This is a genomic window from Dyadobacter sp. 22481 (assembly GCF_052044875.1).
Classification (GTDB): domain Bacteria; phylum Bacteroidota; class Bacteroidia; order Cytophagales; family Spirosomataceae; genus Dyadobacter; species Dyadobacter endophyticus.
The window spans coordinates 1,799,304-1,819,552 of record NZ_JBQENV010000001.1 but is presented as its reverse complement, the minus strand read 5'-3'; the positions used below and the strand labels follow the sequence as shown (position 1 = coordinate 1,819,552).

18 protein-coding genes are annotated in these 20,249 nt (G+C 51.8%); 10 read left to right on the top strand and 8 right to left on the bottom strand.

Annotated elements, in window-relative coordinates; genetic code table 11:
* Positions 1-13: 13 nt before the first annotated feature.
* Genes ACTJJJ_RS07025 through ACTJJJ_RS07015 form a run of 3 tightly spaced genes read left to right on the top strand, consistent with a single transcriptional unit; the run spans position 14 to position 3,199 of the window.
* The gene (locus tag ACTJJJ_RS07025) at positions 14-667 is read left to right on the top strand and encodes a diacylglycerol/polyprenol kinase family protein (RefSeq protein WP_188929247.1); all 654 of its coding nucleotides are present in this window, start codon (positions 14-16) and stop codon (positions 665-667) included.
* Entirely contained in the window at positions 664-1,677 is a 1,014-nt protein-coding gene (locus ACTJJJ_RS07020; protein WP_426294305.1) for a hypothetical protein, read from the top strand. The genes ACTJJJ_RS07025 and ACTJJJ_RS07020 overlap by 4 nt, the downstream gene beginning before the upstream one ends.
* Positions 1,658-3,199, top strand: coding sequence for an AMP-binding protein (locus ACTJJJ_RS07015; protein WP_426294306.1), 1,542 nt, complete (start codon positions 1,658-1,660; stop codon positions 3,197-3,199). The genes ACTJJJ_RS07020 and ACTJJJ_RS07015 overlap by 20 nt, the downstream gene beginning before the upstream one ends.
* A gap of 52 nt (positions 3,200-3,251) precedes the next feature.
* Here the strand turns inward: ACTJJJ_RS07015 and katG are convergent, their stop codons facing one another.
* The 3 genes from katG to ACTJJJ_RS07000 form a co-directional block, all read right to left on the bottom strand.
* Positions 3,252-5,525 carry a catalase/peroxidase HPI gene (katG, locus tag ACTJJJ_RS07010; protein WP_426294307.1) on the bottom strand — a complete coding sequence of 758 codons (2,274 nt, stop codon included), beginning with the start codon at positions 5,523-5,525 and terminating at the stop codon, positions 3,252-3,254.
* A 216-nt stretch (positions 5,526-5,741) separates the two neighbouring features.
* Entirely contained in the window at positions 5,742-6,641 is a 900-nt protein-coding gene (locus tag ACTJJJ_RS07005) for an SDR family oxidoreductase (RefSeq protein ID WP_426294308.1), read from the bottom strand.
* Positions 6,642-6,696: 55 nt separating this feature from the next.
* Positions 6,697-7,296: a Crp/Fnr family transcriptional regulator gene (locus ACTJJJ_RS07000; RefSeq protein WP_426294309.1), complete on the bottom strand. Its 600-nt coding sequence runs from the start codon at positions 7,294-7,296 to the stop codon at positions 6,697-6,699.
* 306 nt (positions 7,297-7,602) lie between these two features.
* On the opposite strand from ACTJJJ_RS07000, the gene ACTJJJ_RS06995 reads away from it, so the two are divergent.
* From ACTJJJ_RS06995 to ACTJJJ_RS06975, 5 genes are all read left to right on the top strand, one after another.
* Positions 7,603-8,439 (top strand): SDR family oxidoreductase, encoded by an 837-nt coding sequence (locus ACTJJJ_RS06995; protein WP_426294310.1) that lies wholly within the window; start codon positions 7,603-7,605, stop codon positions 8,437-8,439.
* Positions 8,440-8,780: 341 nt separating this feature from the next.
* Entirely contained in the window at positions 8,781-9,611 is an 831-nt protein-coding gene (locus ACTJJJ_RS06990) for a sterol desaturase family protein (RefSeq protein WP_188929265.1), read from the top strand.
* A gap of 50 nt (positions 9,612-9,661) precedes the next feature.
* Complete coding sequence (locus ACTJJJ_RS06985) at positions 9,662-10,258, top strand: DUF6134 family protein (protein ID WP_188929267.1); 597 nt, start codon at positions 9,662-9,664, stop codon at positions 10,256-10,258.
* Positions 10,259-10,468: 210 nt separating this feature from the next.
* Positions 10,469-10,882, top strand: a complete 414-nt coding sequence (locus ACTJJJ_RS06980) for a rhodanese-like domain-containing protein (RefSeq protein WP_426294311.1) — start codon at positions 10,469-10,471, stop codon at positions 10,880-10,882.
* Between the two features lie 169 nt (positions 10,883-11,051).
* Positions 11,052-11,921, top strand: a complete 870-nt coding sequence (locus tag ACTJJJ_RS06975) for a glycosyltransferase family 92 protein (protein WP_426294312.1) — start codon at positions 11,052-11,054, stop codon at positions 11,919-11,921.
* 47 nt (positions 11,922-11,968) lie between these two features.
* On the opposite strand, the gene ACTJJJ_RS06970 is transcribed toward ACTJJJ_RS06975, so the two are convergent.
* Positions 11,969-12,451, bottom strand: coding sequence for a hypothetical protein (locus tag ACTJJJ_RS06970; RefSeq protein WP_426294313.1), 483 nt, complete (start codon positions 12,449-12,451; stop codon positions 11,969-11,971).
* 83 nt (positions 12,452-12,534) lie between these two features.
* A complete protein-coding gene (locus tag ACTJJJ_RS06965; RefSeq protein ID WP_229221405.1) occupies positions 12,535-12,927 on the bottom strand; it encodes a DUF3574 domain-containing protein in 393 nt (130 codons plus the stop codon).
* Between the two features lie 207 nt (positions 12,928-13,134).
* Here ACTJJJ_RS06965 and ACTJJJ_RS06960 point away from each other — a divergent pair, with 207 nt between their 5' ends.
* Complete coding sequence (locus tag ACTJJJ_RS06960; RefSeq protein ID WP_426294314.1) at positions 13,135-14,052, top strand: VOC family protein; 918 nt, start codon at positions 13,135-13,137, stop codon at positions 14,050-14,052.
* Between the two features lie 81 nt (positions 14,053-14,133).
* On the opposite strand, the gene ACTJJJ_RS06955 is transcribed toward ACTJJJ_RS06960, so the two are convergent.
* From ACTJJJ_RS06955 to ACTJJJ_RS06945, 3 genes are read right to left on the bottom strand one after another with little or no spacing between them, the layout of a single operon-like run.
* Positions 14,134-15,177: a ferritin-like domain-containing protein gene (locus ACTJJJ_RS06955; RefSeq protein WP_426294315.1), complete on the bottom strand. Its 1,044-nt coding sequence runs from the start codon at positions 15,175-15,177 to the stop codon at positions 14,134-14,136.
* A gap of 24 nt (positions 15,178-15,201) precedes the next feature.
* The gene (locus ACTJJJ_RS06950; RefSeq protein ID WP_440701684.1) at positions 15,202-17,133 is read right to left on the bottom strand and encodes a hypothetical protein; all 1,932 of its coding nucleotides are present in this window, start codon (positions 17,131-17,133) and stop codon (positions 15,202-15,204) included.
* Positions 17,134-17,165: 32 nt separating this feature from the next.
* Positions 17,166-17,555 carry a YybH family protein gene (locus ACTJJJ_RS06945; RefSeq protein ID WP_426294317.1) on the bottom strand — a complete coding sequence of 130 codons (390 nt, stop codon included), beginning with the start codon at positions 17,553-17,555 and terminating at the stop codon, positions 17,166-17,168.
* Positions 17,556-17,829: 274 nt separating this feature from the next.
* Here ACTJJJ_RS06945 and ACTJJJ_RS06940 point away from each other — a divergent pair, with 274 nt between their 5' ends.
* On the top strand, positions 17,830-20,229 hold the full coding sequence (locus ACTJJJ_RS06940; protein WP_426294318.1) for an FtsX-like permease family protein: 2,400 nt from the start codon (positions 17,830-17,832) through the stop codon (positions 20,227-20,229).
* The last annotated feature ends 20 nt before the right edge of the window (positions 20,230-20,249 follow it).

Here is a 20,249-nt window from a genome sequence, read left to right as displayed (position 1 = left end):
ACATTGATTAGCTATGAAAGAAATCATCCCTCCGCTCATTCTTGCCTGCTGCTTCCTCGCCCTGTTCGGCGTTTCCGAATGGCTGTACCATGTCGGAAAGGTAAAGGCCGAATGGACACGTAAGATCGTGCATATTGGTACCGGGTTGTTGACATTGCTTTTCCCGGTGGTGCTCGCCAGTCACTGGCAGGTACTGTTCCTCTGCGTCAGCTTCCTGGTAATTTTGCTGGTCAGTCTGAAATTCACCTGGCTGCCTTCCATTAATGCGATCGACCGTTTTTCCTACGGCAGTATTTTGTTTCCCGTCATCGTTTACGCGCTTTTTCTGGTATTTCAAATGGCGGGTAAGGGGTTGATCGTCTTCTACTTGCCGATCCTGATCCTTGCGATTTGCGACCCGGTGGCCGCGCTGGTCGGGAAGCGGTTTCCTTTCGGGAAGTATCAGGTTTTGGGGGGCGACAAATCAGTTACCGGCTCGCTGGCTTTCCTTGTGAGTGCATTGCTGGTGACGGCAGTCACGATTTTTGCATTCCATGATGTGACGTCGCGGATGCTGCTGATACTCTTGGTGCCAGCGATCGCAACAGTTGCGGAGGGGTTGGGCGTCAAGGGAATGGATAACTTCACAATCCCGGCAAGTGTTGTGTTAACCCTGTTGATGACATGATGATCACGATCACCGAAACCGACCCCGGCCACGCAGATTTTCATTTGTTTACGGAGCTGCCAAAGCGCATTTACCCCGCGGATAGCCTCCGTTTCAAAACACAGGACTCCATTCCAACCGACTTCCTGAGAGCGTGCTATTTGTTGAAAGATCGAGAAAATGTAGTGGCAAGGGCAAGTATTTATGACAATCCGCTCCTGCAATATGAGGGAGATCACGCTTTTTTGATTGGTAATTATGAGTGCGCCGACCGTGGGGAATATGCCACGGCGCTGTTGGCGCACGTTGTTTCCCGCGTCAAAACCTGGGGAGGCAAGTACCTGATCGGCCCCATGAATGGCAGTACCTGGGAGAGTTACCGCCTTCTCGCCGATCACGACAACCCGTTGTTTTTTACGGAGCCTTACCATCATTTGTATTACAATAAGCAGTTCGCGCAGGCAGGTTTTGAGACCATTGCACACTATTATAGCAATATCGACCGCGGTATAGTGCTTGATGCTCCCGAAATATTGGTCCGTGAGCGGGAGTTGCAGGCCCTGGGTGTGACCATCCGGCCGATTGACCTTGCAAATTTTGAAGCGGAAATCGTGCGGGTTTATGACTTTAACCTGCTGGCTTTCAAGACCAACTTTCTCTACACGCCGATCAGCAGGGAGGCCTTCATGAAAAAGTATATGCAAACAAAGGCCTATATCAATCCGGAACTGACGCTGCTGGCGGAGGATGCGGAGGGTAACCTGGTCGGCTACTTTTTCTGTATCCATGATTTTTACAATACGGAAAGCAAGTGTTTGATCGTCAAGACCCTGGCTCGCCATCCCGGCGCGGAATGGAGAGGGCTGGGGCACGTGGTAGGGAATGTGATTTACCGCAAAGCTGTGGAACTAGGCTATACAAGCGCCATTCATTCGTTTATCTACGAGCAGGGCACGTCCACGAAGTTATCCACCCATTTCTCCGGATCCCATTACAGGGATTACCTATTGTATGGAAAACGTATCGCCTGACCGGTTCAATGTCGTCGACCTTTTTGGTGATGCGGCCCGTAGCACCCCGCGTAAAGCGGCGATCATCGACCACGACAGGACGATTACCTTCGGGGACCTTGAAAGAGCGGTAAACGAAACCGCGGCCCATTTCCTGGCCAGGGGCATCCGCAAGGGCGACCGCGTGCTGGTATTCGTACCCATGAGCGAGGACCTGTACCGTACCGTGCTGGCGCTTTTCAGGATCGGGGCCGTGGCGGTATTTCTTGATGAATGGGTGAGCGTCAAAAGGCTGGTTGCTTGTTGCCGGGTGGCTCAATGCGCTGCATTCATCGGCACATTTAAGGGACGTGTGCTCGCCCGCCTTTTGCCCGGTTTGCGATCAATTCCGCTGCATTTGGGCTTGAAGTATAATGTCTGCCGGGACACTCCGGTCTTTCCCGAAACTGGGAGGGACGATATCGCGCTCATTACTTTTACAACCGGCAGTACCGGCATTCCGAAAGCGGCGATACGGACGCATGGGTTACTTTTCGAGCAATTCCAGACACTGATCCCACTGATCGAGCCGACTCCCGACGATGTTAGCATGCCGGTTTTGCCAATCGTGTTACTCATTAACCTGGGCGCGGGCGTAACGTCTGTAATCGCTGACTTTAATGCGCGCAAACCGGACGCGATGAAGCCGAAGAAAATTTTCGATCAGATTCACCGTTACAGAGTCACTTCGATCATCGCTTCGCCTTTTTTTGTCAAGCAATTGGCATTGTATTCGAGCAGTAATAGGTTGATTTTAAATACAATAAAAAAAATACGAACTGGCGGTGCTCCCGTTTTCCCCACGGAGGCGAAAAGCTACCGGGATGCATTCCCGGGTGCGGATATCGCGATTGTGTATGGCTCAACGGAGGCTGAGCCGATGAGCGCCATTTCGGCCGATGAACTGATCGTCTCCGAAACGAACAGGGGATTGAATGTAGGAAAAGTCGAACCCGGCGCGACGGTAAAAATCATTTTCATCAGCAACGATGCCATCACCGCCGTTGACGAAGATGCATTTGCAAAACTGGAAGTGCTGCCCGGCACGATCGGTGAGATCATTGTCACAGGAAAGTATGTTTTGCGGGATTACCTGCACAATCCCGAAGCTTTAAAACGAAACAAGATTTTTGTAGGAACCAAATGCTGGCACCGCACAGGCGACAGCGGTTTTTGGGGCGACGACGGCAATCTCTACCTTACAGGCAGGTGCGCATCCCTTATCCGCACACCCAAAGGCCTGCTATCGACTTTCCTTTACGAAAACAGATTCCAGGCAATTGAAGGGGTGCTGATGGGCACGATTATGTTGTTGGGTGATCGACTCACGGCGATTATTGAGGTAAGCGACCCGTCCCGCGAGGCAGCTGTTAGATCGATGATGAAGGCATTGCCTGAGGCGTTCGCAGACATTGTTTTTGTATCCAAGGTGCCGAGAGACCCGCGGCACAACTCGAAGATCGACTATGAAAAGTTAAGGCTATTACTATTACGCAGAAGCTAAAAGCCGACCAGGATTGCTCCCGGCCGGCTTTTGTTCATGGTGAATTGATCAGTTAGACAAGATCGAACCGGTCCAGGTTCATCACTTTGTTCCATGCAGCCACAAAGTCCTTGACAAACTTCCCGCTGGAATCGGAGCTGCCGTATATTTCGGAAATCGCCCTGAGTTCCGCATGCGAACCGAAAACCAGGTCGGCGCGGGTGGCAGTCCATTTGGGCTGGCCGGTAGCGCGGTCGGTTCCCAGATAGGTTTCCCTGTCGGGCCCCATGGCTTTCCAGGAGGTGCTCATATCCAGCAAGTTTACAAAGAAATCGTTCGTGAGTACACCCGGGCGTTGCGTGAACACGCCGTTTTTCGAACCATCAAAGTTGGTATTCAATACACGCAACCCGCCGAGCAGAACGGTCAACTCCGGTGCGCTGAGGGTAAGCAATTGCGCTTTGTCGATCAGCAGCTCTTCTGTCATTACCCTGGAATTCGTACCGCGGTAGCTGCGGAAACCATCGGCGAGCGGTTCCAGGTAGCCTACCGATTCTACGTCGGTCTGATCCTGGGTGGCGTCAGTGCGGCCAGGCGTGAAGGGAACGCCAATAGCGTGTCCGGCATCCTGAGCGGCTTTTTCTACACCGGCTGCACCTGCCAATACGATCAGGTCAGCAAGTGAAATCTTTTTCCCTGTCGACTGCGTGCTATTGAACTCCTGCTGAATGCTTTTCAGCGTGTCCAGTACTTTTTGCAGTTGTGCGGGATTGTTTACCTCCCAGTCTTTCTGCGGCGCAAGGGCAATGCGGGCACCGTTGGCACCACCGCGTTTGTCGGAGCCGCGGAATGTCGAAGCCGAAGCCCAGGCAGTCGAAACCAGCTCGGAAACGCTTAAACCAGATGCAAGAATGTTGGATTTCAGGCCGGCGATATCGTTTTCGTTTACCAGCTCGTGATCCACAGCCGGAACCGGATCTTGCCAGATCAGGACTTCCGTGGGCACATCTGCGCCCAGGTAGCGGGCACGCGGCCCCATATCGCGGTGCGTAAGCTTGAACCAGGCGCGCGCAAATGCATCGGCGAATGCGTCAGGATTTTCAAGGAAATGTCTTGAAATCTTTTCATATGCAGGGTCGAGGCGCAATGAAAGGTCGGTTGTCAGCATCGTAGGACGGTGCTTTTTGGAGCTGTCGTACGCATCTGGAATGATCTCGCCTGCGTCTTTGGCTACCCATTGGTGCGCGCCGCCGGGGCTTTTGGTAAGCTCCCATTCGAATGCAAAGAGGTTTTCGAAGAAATTGTTGCTCCATTTAGTTGGTGTGGTGGTCCAGATCACTTCCAGGCCGCTTGTGATCGTGTCCGCACCCTTGCCTGATCCGAAGCTGTTGTTCCAACCCAGTCCCTGGTGTTCGAGATCGGCCCCTTCGGGCTCTGCGCCTACATGGTCAGAAGGCGCTGCTCCGTGGGTTTTTCCAAAGCTGTGGCCGCCGGCGATCAATGCAACGGTTTCTTCGTCGTTCATCGCCATTCGGCCGAACGTTTCGCGAATGTCACGGGCAGCGGCGATCGGATCGGGGTTACCGTCCGGGCCTTCGGGGTTTACGTAAATAAGCCCCATATGTGCCGCACCAAGCGGTTCTTCGAGGTGACGTGAATGAATGTTGCCGTCCGCGTTTTCATCGGCAGGTAGCACCGCTTGCTCTGCAGGGCCGGGTTTGCCGTGCGCATAACGGCGGTCGTTGCCAAGCCAGGTATTCTCCGATCCCCAGTATACGTCCTCATCAGCCTCCCACACATCGGCACGTCCACCGGCGAAACCGAATGTCTTGAAGCCCATCGATTCCAGTGCAATATTCCCAGCCAGGATCAGGAGATCGGCCCAGGATATTTTGTTTCCATATTTCTGCTTGATTGGCCACAGCAAGCGACGGGCCTTGTCGAGGCTGACGTTGTCGGGCCAGCTGTTCAGCGGCGCAAAACGCTGCTGGCCTGAGCCGCCACCGCCACGACCATCGAACACACGATAGGTTCCCGCACTATGCCATGCCATGCGGATAAACAATGGCCCGTAATGTCCGAAATCAGCCGGCCACCAATCCTGCGAATCGGTCATGAGCGCATGAAGGTCCGTTTTGACTGCTTCCAGATCGAGGCTTTTGAACGCTTCTGCGTAGTTGAATTGTTCGCCCAATGGATTGGATAAGGACGAATGCTGACGCAGGATGCTTAATTTCAATTGGTTTGGCCACCAGTCGCGGTTCCTGGTGCCGCCACCGCCTACGTTGTGATTCAGTGTCCCGTTGTGAAAAGGACATTTGCTAATGTCGTTTGATCCGTTTTCCATTACGATTAGTTCCTGTGTTAAACCATATTGCCTGCTTCTGGTATTTGTGCAGCGGGATAAAGGTATAATACTGAAATTTATTGTCAAAATCGATTAATTCTATAATTCAATAGTGAAAATCTATTTCGCTGCACATTCAGCCTGTTATAGTGCAAGTTACCTGGCATTAACACAGAAATTATCTTGAGTTGTAGGAACGGGACGGGCAATGCGGGGTCAGGAAGCTGTCAGGTAGCCTGCCGTAGCAATGTCTGTCAGCAGGTCCGGGGCACATGGTTGCCAACCGAGCACTTCACGCGTTTTCGCGCTCGACGCGACACAGCTGATGGCCGCAAAATGTTCGAACCAGGTGAAATGTGCCGCGGCCGCTTCGCCGGTTTTACTTACCACAGGCAGTTTCAGGCCTGTTCCGATTGCCTGCGCAATATCCCTGAACGCAATGCCTTGCTCTGCTGCCGCATGCAGCACCTTCAGCGCCGGACGTTGCTCCACGACCAGCCGGTACAGCACGGCCGCGTCGAGCCGGTGTACTGCCGGCCATTGGTTGCCGCCGTGGCCAATGTAGGCTGATTCGCCCTTTTCTTTGGTAATGCCAATGATCATAGGCACAAATCCGTGGTCGCCCGCGCCATGCACACTGGGAGGGAGGCGCACAAGATACACATCCACTCCTTTGGCCGCCACGGCACTCGCCGCCTCGTCGGTGGCCGCGCGGGGGATCGCGTCCGACTTGACATTCAGGGCATCGTCTTCGGTGACTGGCCGGTCGTACCGCAAAAGACCCATTCCGGTGGTGATCACAATTGGTTTCCCCGAGCCCGCCAGGGCTTCGCCCAGCGTTTCGATCACTTTGCGGTCGGCTTCGCAGCTCGCCTTGAATTGGGAAAAATCGTGGTTGAAAGCAGTGTGAATGACGGCATCGCATTCTGCTGCACCTCGGCGCAGCATCTCAGGATCGTTTACATCACCTTGAAGCGGTATCGCACCGGCGGCTTTGATTTTTACGGCCGCATTGGTGGAGCGCACCAGGCCCAGTACTTCATGGCCGTTCTTGATCAGTTCATTCAGGATAGCGGAGCCTACAAATCCCGAGGCCCCCGTTAAAAATACGCGCATGTTGTTTCAATTTTGTTTGATGCAAAATTGAAACCCTCCCCATGGGCAAACAAGGTCATTTGTCCATAATTCCGGCCTCGCGTTGCTGCTTCGCGTGGCGTATGCGCGTGAGGGTTTTCAGGGAAATACCCAGGTAGGCGGCCACCATGCGCAGCGGCAACCGTGCCAGGTAGTCGGGGTAGGTGTTTATAAAATCGGCGTAACGCTCCTCCGGCGTTCCGCTCAGGATTGTGAGGATACGGTTGCGGTTGTGGTAAATGGTCCTGGCAATGAGGCTTTCAGAAAACTTTTTGAGTGCTGGAATATCTCTTAGCAACTTGTCAAAATCCGGTCTGGTCCAAAGCAAAACCACACTCCGTTCCACTGCTTCAATATTCACCAGCGCCGGCGTTTGCTTGTCGTAACTTTCCACGTCGAGCGTCCACGTGTGCTGAGGAGAAAATTGCAGGATATGCTCGCTGCCATCCGTCCGGAGATAGTATGACCTGAGCATTCCGCTTATAATGAATACTTTATGACGGCATATTTCCCCTGCGGTCAGAAGCGCCTCGTTTTTGGCTAATCGCCGTAAGGTAGCCACACTACCGATATGGCGGATAGTTTCAGCAGGCAGATCGGTTTGGGCAGCCAGATAGTTTTCGAATTCGATATGCATTGTGCCATATATAATTGGATCCCGCAAAGATATCCCCGCAGGCCCAATTACGGATATGTCTTCAACTAAAACTCACACCATCGCAGATCGCCTGCGCGAAGGAGAGCGTCGGCTTGCCCCTTTATTTGTACAAGTAGTTAAATATCAGAACCTGCCTTCCCGGACCGGGCAATTGATTTTTAGTCGGGCGGAAGTTTTTTTTAAATAAATCAGGCCGCGGTTGTGGTTTTGCTACGGTTACCTTCTTACCTTAGGCGCCACAGAGGCCGGAATTTCCGGTAGTACTACCCCGACATAGTCAATTCAATGCGTAAAACAGCACTGATTACCGGGCCCACATCGGGCATCGGCCGCTTTACTGCCCTCGAACTTGCGCGCAGGGGGTACGATTTGATACTCGTAGCCCGCAATGAGGCAAAAGCCCGCCAGCTGCAACTGGAAATAGGGGATGCGGTGAGCACCGGCTTTATTCAATGCGACCTTTCCAGTATTGGCTCCGTCAAGCAGGCGGTGGAGGAAATCACCACCAATTACCACCGGATTGATCTGCTCGTCAACAATGCAGGGCTTATCGTGCAGCACCGGCAGACGACCGCCGATGGCATCGAGCTTACTTTCGCAACCAACCACCTGGGGCCATTTATACTGACGACGGGGCTGGTCGATCTGCTCAAAGCGGCTGAGTCCGCGCGGATTGTAAACCTGGCGTCAGCAGCGCATTTCTTTGCATTCAGGTACCGGACGGCCAAGCTGGCTAACCCGCAGCATTACCACGATCTGTTGATTTACAGCCGCTCCAAACTGGCCAATATTCTCTTTTCCAATGAGCTTTCGGAGCGACTGGCGCCATTTGGCATTACTTCCAATGCGGTACATCCGGGTACGGTATCGAGTAGTTTCGGCGGCAACGGCAATGGGGCCACTTCCTGGTTCATGAAATACTTCAGACCTTTTTTCCGCACGCCCGAACAAGCAGCCGCAGGCATTATCCACGTGGCTACCGCACCCGAGCTGAATGATGTCACAGGTCGTTATTTTGCCAATTCCAAACCGGCGAGGTCGTCGGCAAAGGCTAAAAGCAGGGTGCTGGCGAGGGAGTTATGGGCGTTTTCCGAAGTGCTGGCGGATGCTGTTTTGATTTAAAATCTATTAAATCCATAGACTTTAAATACTTTTTTACTCAAATGTTTGGAAATTGAATAGCCGCTGCATTAACTTTGCATGCAGTTTAATCAATCAATCGAGCTGAGAACCACCCGAAGCTGTGTCCAGTTGCTAACGACATCGCATATGCGTTCGATTCAAATTTCACATATCGCCCCTTTATCCGGCCGTCCCGCCGCCGTTCTGTCTGCTGCCAACTGGGCAGAGTGTTGTTGTTGCTAGTGAAGTCCTTGTACGCCGGATGTTTCCGGTAAGCTCCCTCTTTTTCTCTTTACCAACACGTCGCCCGTCACCGGTGCGACCAATACTTTCTATGCAACATGAAATTCACTGACAGCCATATCTATTACGAAATCCTCATTCTTTTTGCGGTTATCAGCATTGCGGAAGCAATTACAGGCCTTTATAAAAGCGAGAAATGGTCTAAAAATGAGTGGTATATCAACTTTGCCGGCCTTTTCCTGTCCAGTATCATCACGCGGCCACTCAGCTTCCTGCTTTCGGCCTACGTGCTCAATTATTTCTTTGCGGATTACTATAATGTCTTCGAAAACGTGCCGCTATGGGCTGCGGTGCTGATTACCGCATTGCTGGAAGACTTCACACAATACTGGTGGCATCGTGCCGCGCATACCTACACGTGGCTTTGGAAGGGCCACCGTGTGCATCATAGTGCGCCGGAGATGAGCGTGTTCCTTACGGGCCGCAATTCCTGGGTGTACCTGCTGCTATTCCCGCCGCGCATTGTTTCCACGGTACTGATCTTCCTCGGTTTCGGACAGGCGTTCCTGATCGGCTACTTTTTCAAGGCACTGATCGGCATTTCTGCGCATTCCAGCGTGCGCTGGGACAAGCCGCTCTACGCGATCAAATGGCTGCATCCGCTGATGTGGGTACTCGAACGCACCATTTCCACTCCTGCGACGCACCATGCACACCACGCCGCTACCGACGCCGACGGCATTGGCGTTATCAACGGCAACTATGGTAACATGTTCTTTATCTGGGACATGTTGTTCGGTACCGCGAAAATCACCCGCGAATTCTCGGAACACATTGGTCTCGAAGACTACCAGGAAGAACCTTGGTACGTGCAGCTTGGGTATCCGCTGTTTAAGTCCAGGGACGAGCGGAGCGAGCTTTCGAAGTGAATTTTAAATGGCTGAATGACCCGGTTATTCAGCCAAAATTGAACACCCCCATGGTAAAGACTCTACTCACCGCCTTGCTCCTAACGTCATTTCTCGCCCGTGCGCAGGTCGCAACTTTTGATGTTATCATGGCCGGGCATACGATCGGATCGGTGAAGGTGCTGGAACTGAACGGTACGGAACGCCTGCGGAAGCGGATCGAGGCGGAGTTCAGCGTTCCCTTCTATTCGGGGAGTTTCGTTTCCGAAAACCAGTTTTCCGATGGCACCCTGCACAGTTCGCTCACCGAGCAAACCGTAAATGGCAAACGACGCGAACAGACGATCACGACACGGGTGGCCTCACAGCATTACCGGTTCGATTTATCTGAGAAAGCCGACCGAAACCGTAAATGGGAGGTTACAGCGCCCATCGCGCACACCATCACCGGGCTGTATTACCAGGAGCCGGCGCAAGTGCCGGCGGTCTATTCCGAGAAGTACGGAGCCATGTGCAAGATCCGGAAGCTAGGAAATGGCCAATACAGTGTGGAATTACCCAATGGCAAGGAGAGTGTTTACAGTTATGAGCACGGGAGTTGCGTGCGGGTAGTGACCGAGCTGGCAGGCGTGAAACTGAGTATTGTCAGAAAGCAACGACCACTTTGAGCGGCAAGCTGCCGTGGCTATGACTTCGTATATATATCACCGTTCGAGTGTTGCAAAGGTTGTTATTCGTATACAGAAAGACTGAATCTAACCGCGTGGTGGTATGGTACCGGATTTCCTTACACCCGGGTTGCGAAATTTACCCCGGAGCGGGTTAATTTTTTATTTTTGTATATTAAATCTATAATTATACTAGGCTATTATATTCCAATGAAAAAATTATCCATTGTGATCATCTTCTTGCTGGCATCTGTGCTGGTTGTGCAGGCGCAGCAACCTGCACCCAAAAATATTGTCAAACCCGATCCGCAGGCATTGGCGCAGATCAAAGCCGGAAAAGCTTATCTCGTGGATGTACGCACGCCGGAGGAATTTGACGGCGGACATTTGCAGTATTCCAAAAACATCAACTTCAACAGTCCGGACTTTAAGGCGGAGGTTGCCAAGCTAGACAAAAGCAAACCTGTTTACCTCTATTGCCGCTCGGGTAACCGCAGCGGAAAGGCTGCTGACACGCTCAAAGCATTGGGTTTTCACTCGTATTACAACATTGGCGGTTTCGAGCAGCTGAAAACCGACGGCTTTCCGGCTGAACAATTGCAAACCAGCGTATCCAGGAAATAACGCACACATGGTTTTGCTCGAAAGTATGATGAAACGGGCCCGGTGATTCTTTTTGCTTCGCCTGTGTGAAATTTCCCAGCTGTTATGACGCTCATGGGTGTACGATTTTGTGCACCCAAAGAGAAATAATAACTTTGGGGCACATCATCGACAAATCGGCCGGCCATTTATGTTTACAATTAAGAACCTGCTTTCAAAATTCAGAGGATCCAATGCGGATCAACAGGCTGAGCCTGAATATTATTTATCTATTTGCTGCATTGTAAAAGACGAAAATGACTACCTGGCCGAATGGCTGGATTACCACCGGAAAATCGGTGCGGAACATTTTTATATTTATGATAACGGGAGCAGAAAACCTGTCAAAGAGGTAATTAATGCGCTGGGTTATGGTGAGTTGGTGACGGTTACGAACATTCCCGGGCAGAATATGCACGTGAAAGCCTATCAGCATTGTCTTGATACCTTCGGTTATAGATCGAGGTGGATTGGGTTCATCGACATGGATGAGTTCATCGTACCTAAAAACGAAAGTGCCAGCCTGTCGCAACTGCTTGAAAAATACGAGGATTACGGCGGATTAGGCGTTTCGTGGCTGATATTTGGCTCCAATAGCCATATTGATAAACCTGCCGGGAGTCAATTGGAGAATTTCACCAGGCGATCGGAAGCCTCGTTTCCGCCGAACAGGCATATTAAAAGTATTGTCCAGCCGCGGCATGTCCAATCCGCTTACAAATCGCATTGTTTTAAATTCAAGCGGGGGTTCTCCTGTGTGAACGAGCATTTTGAGCCCATCGAAGAGGCGCTGGCCGACGTAAGCGTAGACACGATCCAGCTCAATCATTACTACTGCCGGTCGTTGCAGGAATACCGTCAGAAAGTAGAACGAGGGATCAGTGACACAAAGCGTAAACGAAAGCTGGAAGAATTTCATAACCACGACAACGAATCGAATGTGGTAGAAGACACGACGATCTTAGAAGTTCTGGAAAAACTGAAAAAAGCTCAGAATAGCGGGTCGGGTGTAAACAAATAACCCCGGGAACGTTATCCCGGGGTCGTACTTATCCAATAACCGGAGTCCTATTCACTCGACGGTGTTCCGCTCGTTTGTGTTGCCTGGTTGCGGTAATTCCCGGTCACGCCTGTGTGGTTTTTTGTGTTTCGTTTAGACGATCCGCTTCCTTCTTTTATTTCCCTATCCGGTTCAGTGAGATTCTTGCGGCGTATCGCAATGGCCTCTTTGGAAAACAGCATCGAATTAGCGTCTTCACGATCGGAATACTTGCCCACGTCATTGGCATTCTCATGCGTGGCGCCTCCCGGGCGGTTACTACCGTCGTTTTCACTGCTTTTTTGGGCCACCTGGTCGGTAGGATTGGGTTTGTTCGACTTCCCGCCCTGGTCAGTACTTTTTTTCTCGCCTTCGGGCGCAGGTGTTTTTAAGCCCTGTCCTGACGCTTTTGTCGATTTGGCTTTGTCGGTGGAGCTGGTCGTACTTTGTGCATACGACACCGTAGTTGCGCAGAACAATGCCATTAACGCGGTTATCATCACTTTTTTCATAATAAATTATGCGTTGATTGTTGATTTCGTATGGCTGATACAGCCAAAACTATGCCAGCAATCGGGGGAATCCGCGTGCCGGATCAGGGCGTTTTGTCGATAAATTTCACTTTCGATTTTGTATCGGTCCGCAGCACGCTTTGCTGGCGGAAACGGCGCAGGTAGCGTTGTGCAATGCTGTCGAGCGCGGCGCTTCTTTCTTTGGTTTTCTTGCCAAAAAAAGTGACCACCTTGGTCGGTTCCGTAATAGTCTGTTTAGTGTCGGTATCCTTCCAGCGTCCGTTGGCGTCCCATTCGGTGTAGCCTTCGGGGAAATAATTGCTGATGACGCTGTCGCTGAAATTTTTCCATTGCTGTTCGCTCACGGCCCCGCCTCCCGGAATATCCCTGCCGAAATAAAGGTCGCTTCGCTGGTAGCCGGCGCAGGAGGCAAGGCCCAGGCAACCGACCATCGCCCATTGTTGAAGTCGCTTCAAGTTTGTCATCGTTTAGGTTAATGCAGTGGTTTTCAGGAAGCAATTTAACTTACCCTCAGACTTACTACAAGTTACTACCGACAAAAGGGCCGTCGAAATAAAGCGACGGCCCGTAGCATTTCACTGATCGCGGTCGTTTTTAATTCTTAACTTTACAATTCTCCCATCAGTGCATCCGTTCGAGTTGTCATCTTAAATCAAATGGTTATGCAGAAAATAGTCCCGCATTTATGGTTTGATAAGGAAGCTGCGGAAGCGGCAGAGTTTTACGCATCGGTATTTCCGGAATCACGGGTTACCAGCATTACGCGGATGGAAGATACGCCGTCCGGCGATTGCGATATGGTCTTATTCGAGCTCTGGGGCCAGAAGTTCATGGCCATCAGCGCCGGCCCGATTTTCAAGCCCAATCCTTCCATTTCTTTCATGGTTAATTTCGATCCGCTGCTGTTTGGCGGCTCGCAGGAGTCGGCGCGCGCGAAAATTGACGAGGTCTGGAACAAGCTGATCAACGGCGGAAGCGCATTGATGCCGATCGACGAATATCCATTCAGCAAACGGTATGGCTGGGTGCAGGATAAATACGGTGTTTCGTGGCAGCTGATCCTTACTAATCCGGAAGGAGAACCCAGACCGCCCATTATCAACTCTTTGATGTTTGTCGGGGACCGGTGCGGCAAAGCGGAGGAGGCCATCAATTTCTATTGCTCTGTCTTCAAAAATGCCAAACTGGGTTCGTTACACCGCTATCCCGAAGGTATGACGCCGGATAAGCCCGGTACTGTCATGTTTGCGGATTTCAAACTGGAAGACTCCTGGTTTACGGCTATGGATAGCGCGCATGAGCACAAATTCAATTTTGATGAGGGTGTGTCGATCGTCGTCAACTGCGAAGACCAGCAGGAGCTCGATTATTTCAGCCAAAAACTATCCGCAGTGCCGGAGGCGGAGCAATGCGGCTGGATCAAAGATAAGTTCGGGGTATCGTGGCAAATATCTCCGATCATCGTGGAAGAAATGATGGTTAACGGCACCCAGGAGCAGGTCAACAGGATCACCCAGGCATTATTGCCCATGAAGAGGCTGGAAATAGCGCCTCTGGTGAAGGCATTTGAAGGAAAATAAGGTATTTGATAGGCCGACGGCGCGTTTTTGTCACGCTGAGCAGACCGTGCCGCCCGCTCAGCGTGATAACCCAATTGCCGCTTAGCTTCCCGCAGGAACGATAAACTCGAACGATGGTCCGATCGTGTAACCGGGTTTGCCGGGGAAAGGCGTTGCACACAGTTTTTGGGCGGTTAGTTTGAGGTCATACATCACGCCCACCGTGTTGTCGAGGTTTTCAGGTTGACCGTTGAAGGTCGCGTGAAGCCCTGAAAGCAGCGAATAATAGCTGGTATTGAACTCGTTCATCCGGTTCAACTCTTCACCGCCGGCCGGAAGCATGCTGGTTTTAGTGTTGGGAAACAATGGAAAGACATCTTCCGGGGTATACGGAATGTCGGGCCCCGAGAAGGAATAGCCGTTTGGTGCGGCATCGTTTTTCACTAATCTCTTGCCTTTATACAATTCTTCAAAACGGTAGTAATGCGCGAGCTCATCTTCCTGGTCGAGCGGGGAGGTGGAAGTTCCTTCGCCTTGCTCGACGATGATGTTGATCGCGTCGATCGCGTTTTGTTTGGTATAAATAGGAAAAAGCTCGTCGGCAGCGAAGAACGATGACGTGACTTGCTTGCTTTTGTCGCCCGGCAGGTCATGGGGGGCCAGTTCACCTATTTTCTTTTGAATGGCCTGATAAAACTGGCCTATCGTGCTGAATGTGGGCAATGCTGCCAGGCTCACCGATTTGAATACCAAAGGATTCTCCGGCTCTTCAATCTCCATAAATACATTTTTGACGACATCCGTCGAGTATTTTTCCAGCCCGACGATCAGCCCGTTGCCAATGCCCATCGGCAATGGGCCGGGGTATTCCGGTACGAAATGGCTGTTATTGATCGCCGGCTTCCCGCCCAGGGCATTCAGAATGTTGGCCGCGATGGTCATATGCAGCATTTCTTCGATCACGATCGAATGGATGATCTGCCGCTGCACCAGATTGGTGCCGGGTTTCAGCGAAAACATCGCCGTCAGGTAGGGTGGGATCGTCGAATGTTCCAGTTCGACGGCTTTTTGAAGCAGCGGATAAAGCTCTTCCAGGGCATTGGCGGTCAATGCCTTTTCAATATATTTTGAATCTATTTGTAGCATGGTGAATTAATTTAAAACCGTAAATCACAGATTTTCAAACAAATCGTCGCTGGCCGAAAAGCCCGGGAATGAGCCGTTTTTCGCCTTCACAGCCTCGCGGTACCTGGTTTGTCTGTCGGTCAGCGGCGTGCCGGGTGCAACCGGATTGACAGCCTTGGTCTCTCTCGCCTCGGCGCGCACTACGGGTTTCGGGGCGACCTGCGGATTATTAAGCCAGTTCAGAATGGTATTTCGCTTGGCAGTCGACAAATCGCGCGTGACAGGCATGTGCATGGTGTCGTTCATGCCGCGCGAGAATGCGAAAATCAAGATGTTCTTTTTCTCTGCCAGCGCCAGCGGGTCGGCCAGGTTCACCACATATTTGCTCATGATCGGATATAGGTTGCTGTACTGGATCATCATCTCCGAAATGTCGTCCCAAACCGGGTTCGCTATTTCCTCAAAATAGTCGCGCAGGTGCACCACCACTTGTTCCGGACCAAATGCCGGATCGGTATTTGCGGTCTGGTAGTCAATGGAGTAGATCTGCCCGTCGATGTAAACCCGCGGGCTGTAAATGGCATTGCCGGTCAGCCGAATTTGCGCTTTGCCTTGGGGGTTGCTCGAAACCTGGCCATTGAATGACAGTCCATCCACGGGGAAGTTGTTCCCGTAAAGTTCGGAGATGGGGTTTTGCGGGCCGACGGGCGTATCGGGGGTAGGGGGTTGGAGGGTGGCGGTGATGCCGGTGTTCGCAAGCGGTTTCCCCCATTGGTAGGTGTAAAAATCGACGTCGACCGATTGGCCGTAGTCCAGGCGCAGTATGAAATTGTCGGCCCTGGCCACCAGGCCGTCGATTGCCTCGCGCGCGATGATCGCATATTGTCCCGGCAGACTTGTCGACGGCGTGACAAGTATCAGCTGGTTGTTATCCAATGCGGATATGGTGGCGTCCGGCAGATCGTTAAATGAAACGATCCCGCCTGTCTGGTTCAGCCAGTTCGGGTCGGACTGGTAATCCAGCGCCCCGATTTCAGTAAAATCATTTGGACTGATATAAAAAGTCGGAGTCTGGCGGCTCGCCACACCAGTTTGCGGTACCTTGCTCACAGCCAGGCGCAAATCCTGCTTGTAGCTGATCGTCCCGATAGAATCGGCCACGGGGAAACTCGACCCAAAATCGACGCTCACGCGTTTGGAGTCAGGCTCAACCAGGAAATTGGAAGTACTGAAATAGGTACCGCGGGCGCTCGGGGTGTAATTGATGCCGTACAACCTGCGCGCTGGCGCAAAAGTGAGCGGTTCCCCTTCAAAATACGGGCCAATGGAGCCGATGATCCTGCCCAATGAAAAACGGCCGTCATTATGGTTGTAATAATAGCCGAACGGGTTCATATTAATGGCCAGTGTGTTGCTTTGCGTGGTCGCACGCAAGGTTTTCAGGAACGCAGACTGTTCGGCCACTTTGCCCCATTCCACGTTCGTAATGACCGACGTCCAGGTGGCGCCCAGTGGTTGGCCATTGCTTTTCCCACCGTCAGTCTGCCGCATCTGAATGTCCCTGAACGAGGTGGTGTTGATGTCGCCTTTGAAAAGCAGGTCGCCTTTGGCATCGCAGATTCGCAACTGGACGCACCATATTGCGGAATACATCTGAGCGTCGGGGTCCAAATCGACCATTTTGCCGGTGGGGCGACCTTCGGCACCCACTACGGCCTGACCGATGATAATGTCTTCGGATTGAGAAGTCTGCGTGCTGCCGTCCGGCAGGAATAATTGTCTAACCGAACAATTCTGGAAATCGAAAACCGCGCCTCCCTCGGGATTCCACCAGCCGTTGGTGGCACCCTGTCCCGGTTCTTGAAAGTTCGGTTGGAAAGTGGCGTTATTGTAGTGGGCCGTGTCGTTGTTGACCGTACTGACATCGGATAGGAAATCGCCCGTAAAGACGAGCCTTGGAGCATGAAGGTAAGACATGATGCTTTAAGTTATTGTGAGGATAATATTCTTTAAGCGGCTGTATTCCAAATGATAAAATGTTGCAGCCATGCTCCATTGTACTTCTTGTAAATCCAAAGCATTCTGCCGATTTCGGAGGCTTTTTCGCCTGTTTTTTTATCGGTAGTAGTCTGGTGGTAAACCGCCCATTCATAAGCGAGGTCTTCCCTGATCTCGATATCCTCTGATTCGTAAGAGATCTCAATGTAAAATGCATCGAACCAGGATCGCAGAAAGTCCACACCGCCTGCCTTGGTGTTTATGACGGGCGAACCGGGGGCGATCACCGTGATATCATCGGCGAGGATAGCGGTCATCATATCCAGGTTGCCGGTGTTTTCCGCTTCCTGGACGATGAGGCGCAGTTTTTCAATTTGTTGTCGGTCGTTTGTTATGTTCATGGAGATAAAGGTTGTTTGAAGGACGAAGTAACCTCTGTTCTATTTTTTACTTACTAATTCGATGCATTTGTAGAATTAGTTATTTAACGGTCGTGCGCGCATCACCAGGTCCGCAAGTACGCTGTCCGTTTTGGCACGCCAGTCGTTCGAAAGCGGACATTTCTTATTATCATGAATTTGTGAAACAAAGGCTGGATGCCTCAGGTAGAGGGTTTCTCAAAAGCTGGCATGCCATTAGTGATGCGCGAAGCAAACATAAACGTGCAGGTCGGTCATGATCAAAAATTATTTAACCATCGCATTCAGAAGCTTTTTGAATGGCAAGGGCTATTCTTTCATTAATGTAACCGGCCTCGCCGTCGGGATGGCCTGCGCAATACTGATCTATCTGGTGATCAGGCACGAGACGAGCTACGACTTGTCGCAAGCAAATCTAGACCGGATTTACCGGGTCGAAACGGAGAATATTAAAGAGAATCACACATATCCGGGAACCTACACCGGCATGGCCAACGCGCTGCGAACCGACCTGCCCGAAGCAGAGACCATCGTACCGCTCATGCAGGTAGGCGGCCGTACCATGACGGCGGCAGGCAGTTCGGAAAAGAAGTTCAGAGAGTCGTTCGTATTTGCGGATAATGCCCTTTTTCGGACGCTGGATTACACCTGGGTTGCCGGCGATCCCGGCCGGGCATTGGCACAGCCGAATGCGATCGTACTCACGCGCGCTTACGCGACCAAATATTTCGGAAACGTGGATGTGCTCGGCAAGTTGATCCGGCTGGATAGTAAACACGACCTGACGGTAACTGGCGTCGTGGAAGATTATCCGGTCACAACCAGCTTCCCGTTCAATATGCTCGTTTCCTTTCCAACAGTTAAGCAAGTCGATCCCGGTTTTGATGAAAATAGGTGGAACGGCTGGAATGACAATTTTCAGGTATTTGTATTACTGAAAAAGGGCATCGACACGACGCAACTGACGGGCCGTTTCGAAGCCGTGGTACTGAAATATATGGGTAAAGAGGCGCTTTCCGACAAGCGTTTTAAACTCAATCATTTGTCGGAAGTTCACTATGCGGGTAATCTTGGCGGCAGGAGCGCTAATGCAGGACTGCTGAAAACGCTCGCCGCGATCGGAGCGCTGGTCCTGCTGATTGCCTGTTTCAATTTCATCAACCTTAGCACGGCCCGGGCATTCAAGCGGGCAAAGGAAGTGGGGATACGCAAGGCAGTGGGCAGCAGCCGGAAATCGCTGATATACCAGTTCATTACCGAGGCGGGGCTTATTACCGTTTTTGCGGGAGTTCTTGCCCTGATACTTAGTGTACTGGTGCTGCCCATTCTTTCCGCGGCACTTGCCATACCGCTAACGGTCCAGGACCTGTTCGTACCTCAAACCGCGCTTTTTTCAGGCATTCTCGTACTATTGACCACCTTAATGGCTGGTGTTTACCCGGCCTTGCGGTTGTCGGGCATGGCGCCGATCTGGGCGTTGAAAAACAATGCCACTTCGAGCTCCGGCCAGGGGTTTTCTATGCGGGAAGGACTGGTGGTGGTGCAATTTACCGTTTCGCTCGTGCTGATAAGCTGCGCGATGCTGATCGACCGGCAACTGGATTTCTTCCGCAATGCCGACCTCGGCTTCAATAAATCGGCCATCATCACCGTGGGACTGCCGGATAACAGGCCCGACAAGCTGCAAACGCTCCGCAGCATGCTGTCCCAATCAGCGCAGATAAAGGATGTAAGTTTTTCGTTCAACAGCGCATCTGCGGAAAGCAATTGGATGCAGGGGATGGAATACCGGCAAGGGCCTAAAACAGTGCAGGTCAAAACGCAGATGAAAATGGGCGATTCGCACTACCTCGATACCTACGGCATCCAACTGCTGGCAGGGGAGGCGTTGAAGGACAGCGATACTACCAATTTCAAGATTATTGTCAATGAGGTATTTCTGGGCCGGATAGGCATTTCCAATCCCGCCGCCGCCATCGGACAGAGAGTCTATTACGGCGACGGGAATGAATTTGCAACAATCGCCGGCGTAGCCCGCAACTTCCACGTCAATTCGCTGCATCAGAAGATCGACCCGACCATCATTCAGGTCGTTCCCAATAACTTCTATCAGGCGGGTATCAAGCTGCAAAGCGAAAATGCGACCGCTGCTGGCATTCAATCCGTGCTGGTCACCATTGAAAAAGCCTGGACAGAAGCATTCCCCGACCAGGTATTTGAATACAGCTTCCTCGATGAGACCCTCGGAAAAGCCTATCAATCGGAAACCCGTACTGCCAGATTGATCGAAGTCGCGACCATCTTGGCGTTACTGATAGCCAGCATGGGACTTTTCGGCCTCGCTACATTCACCGCCGAGCAACGCACCAAGGAAATAGGTGTAAGAAAAGTACTTGGTGCGTCTGTCGGCAGCGTCGTGGTATTACTTTCGAGAGACTTCCTCAAACCCGTCGTTGTGGCGATCATCCTGGCTTCGCCCATTGCCTGGTATCTGATGAATCTTTGGTTGCAGAATTTCGAGTTTAAAATTTCGATATCCTGGTGGCTTTTCCTTGCATCAGGGCTGATGATGACGGCCATCGCCCTGATGACCGTGAGCTTCCAGAGCGTGCGTGCGGCGATGCTGGATCCGGTGCGGAGTTTGCGGAGTGAATGATCATTGGTCAATCCAGGCAG

Excerpts from the sequence above, each read along its gene's own strand:
- ACTJJJ_RS07025 (WP_188929247.1), top strand. The coding sequence starts at position 14 with ATGAAAGAAATCATCCCTCCGCTCATTCTTGCCTGCTGCTTCCTCGCC.
- ACTJJJ_RS07020 (WP_426294305.1), top strand. The coding sequence starts at position 664 with ATGATGATCACGATCACCGAAACCGACCCCGGCCACGCAGATTTTCAT.
- ACTJJJ_RS07015 (WP_426294306.1), top strand. The coding sequence starts at position 1,658 with ATGGAAAACGTATCGCCTGACCGGTTCAATGTCGTCGACCTTTTTGGT.
- katG (WP_426294307.1), bottom strand. The coding sequence starts at position 5,525 with ATGGAAAACGGATCAAACGACATTAGCAAATGTCCTTTTCACAACGGG.
- ACTJJJ_RS07005 (WP_426294308.1), bottom strand. The coding sequence starts at position 6,641 with ATGCGCGTATTTTTAACGGGGGCCTCGGGATTTGTAGGCTCCGCTATC.
- ACTJJJ_RS07000 (WP_426294309.1), bottom strand. The coding sequence starts at position 7,296 with ATGCATATCGAATTCGAAAACTATCTGGCTGCCCAAACCGATCTGCCT.
- ACTJJJ_RS06995 (WP_426294310.1), top strand. The coding sequence starts at position 7,603 with ATGCGTAAAACAGCACTGATTACCGGGCCCACATCGGGCATCGGCCGC.
- ACTJJJ_RS06990 (WP_188929265.1), top strand. The coding sequence starts at position 8,781 with ATGAAATTCACTGACAGCCATATCTATTACGAAATCCTCATTCTTTTT.
- ACTJJJ_RS06985 (WP_188929267.1), top strand. The coding sequence starts at position 9,662 with ATGGTAAAGACTCTACTCACCGCCTTGCTCCTAACGTCATTTCTCGCC.
- ACTJJJ_RS06980 (WP_426294311.1), top strand. The coding sequence starts at position 10,469 with ATGAAAAAATTATCCATTGTGATCATCTTCTTGCTGGCATCTGTGCTG.
- ACTJJJ_RS06975 (WP_426294312.1), top strand. The coding sequence starts at position 11,052 with ATGTTTACAATTAAGAACCTGCTTTCAAAATTCAGAGGATCCAATGCG.
- ACTJJJ_RS06970 (WP_426294313.1), bottom strand. The coding sequence starts at position 12,451 with ATGAAAAAAGTGATGATAACCGCGTTAATGGCATTGTTCTGCGCAACT.
- ACTJJJ_RS06960 (WP_426294314.1), top strand. The coding sequence starts at position 13,135 with ATGCAGAAAATAGTCCCGCATTTATGGTTTGATAAGGAAGCTGCGGAA.
- ACTJJJ_RS06955 (WP_426294315.1), bottom strand. The coding sequence starts at position 15,177 with ATGCTACAAATAGATTCAAAATATATTGAAAAGGCATTGACCGCCAAT.
- ACTJJJ_RS06950 (WP_440701684.1), bottom strand. The coding sequence starts at position 17,133 with ATGTCTTACCTTCATGCTCCAAGGCTCGTCTTTACGGGCGATTTCCTA.
- ACTJJJ_RS06945 (WP_426294317.1), bottom strand. The coding sequence starts at position 17,555 with ATGAACATAACAAACGACCGACAACAAATTGAAAAACTGCGCCTCATC.
- ACTJJJ_RS06940 (WP_426294318.1), top strand. The coding sequence starts at position 17,830 with ATGATCAAAAATTATTTAACCATCGCATTCAGAAGCTTTTTGAATGGC.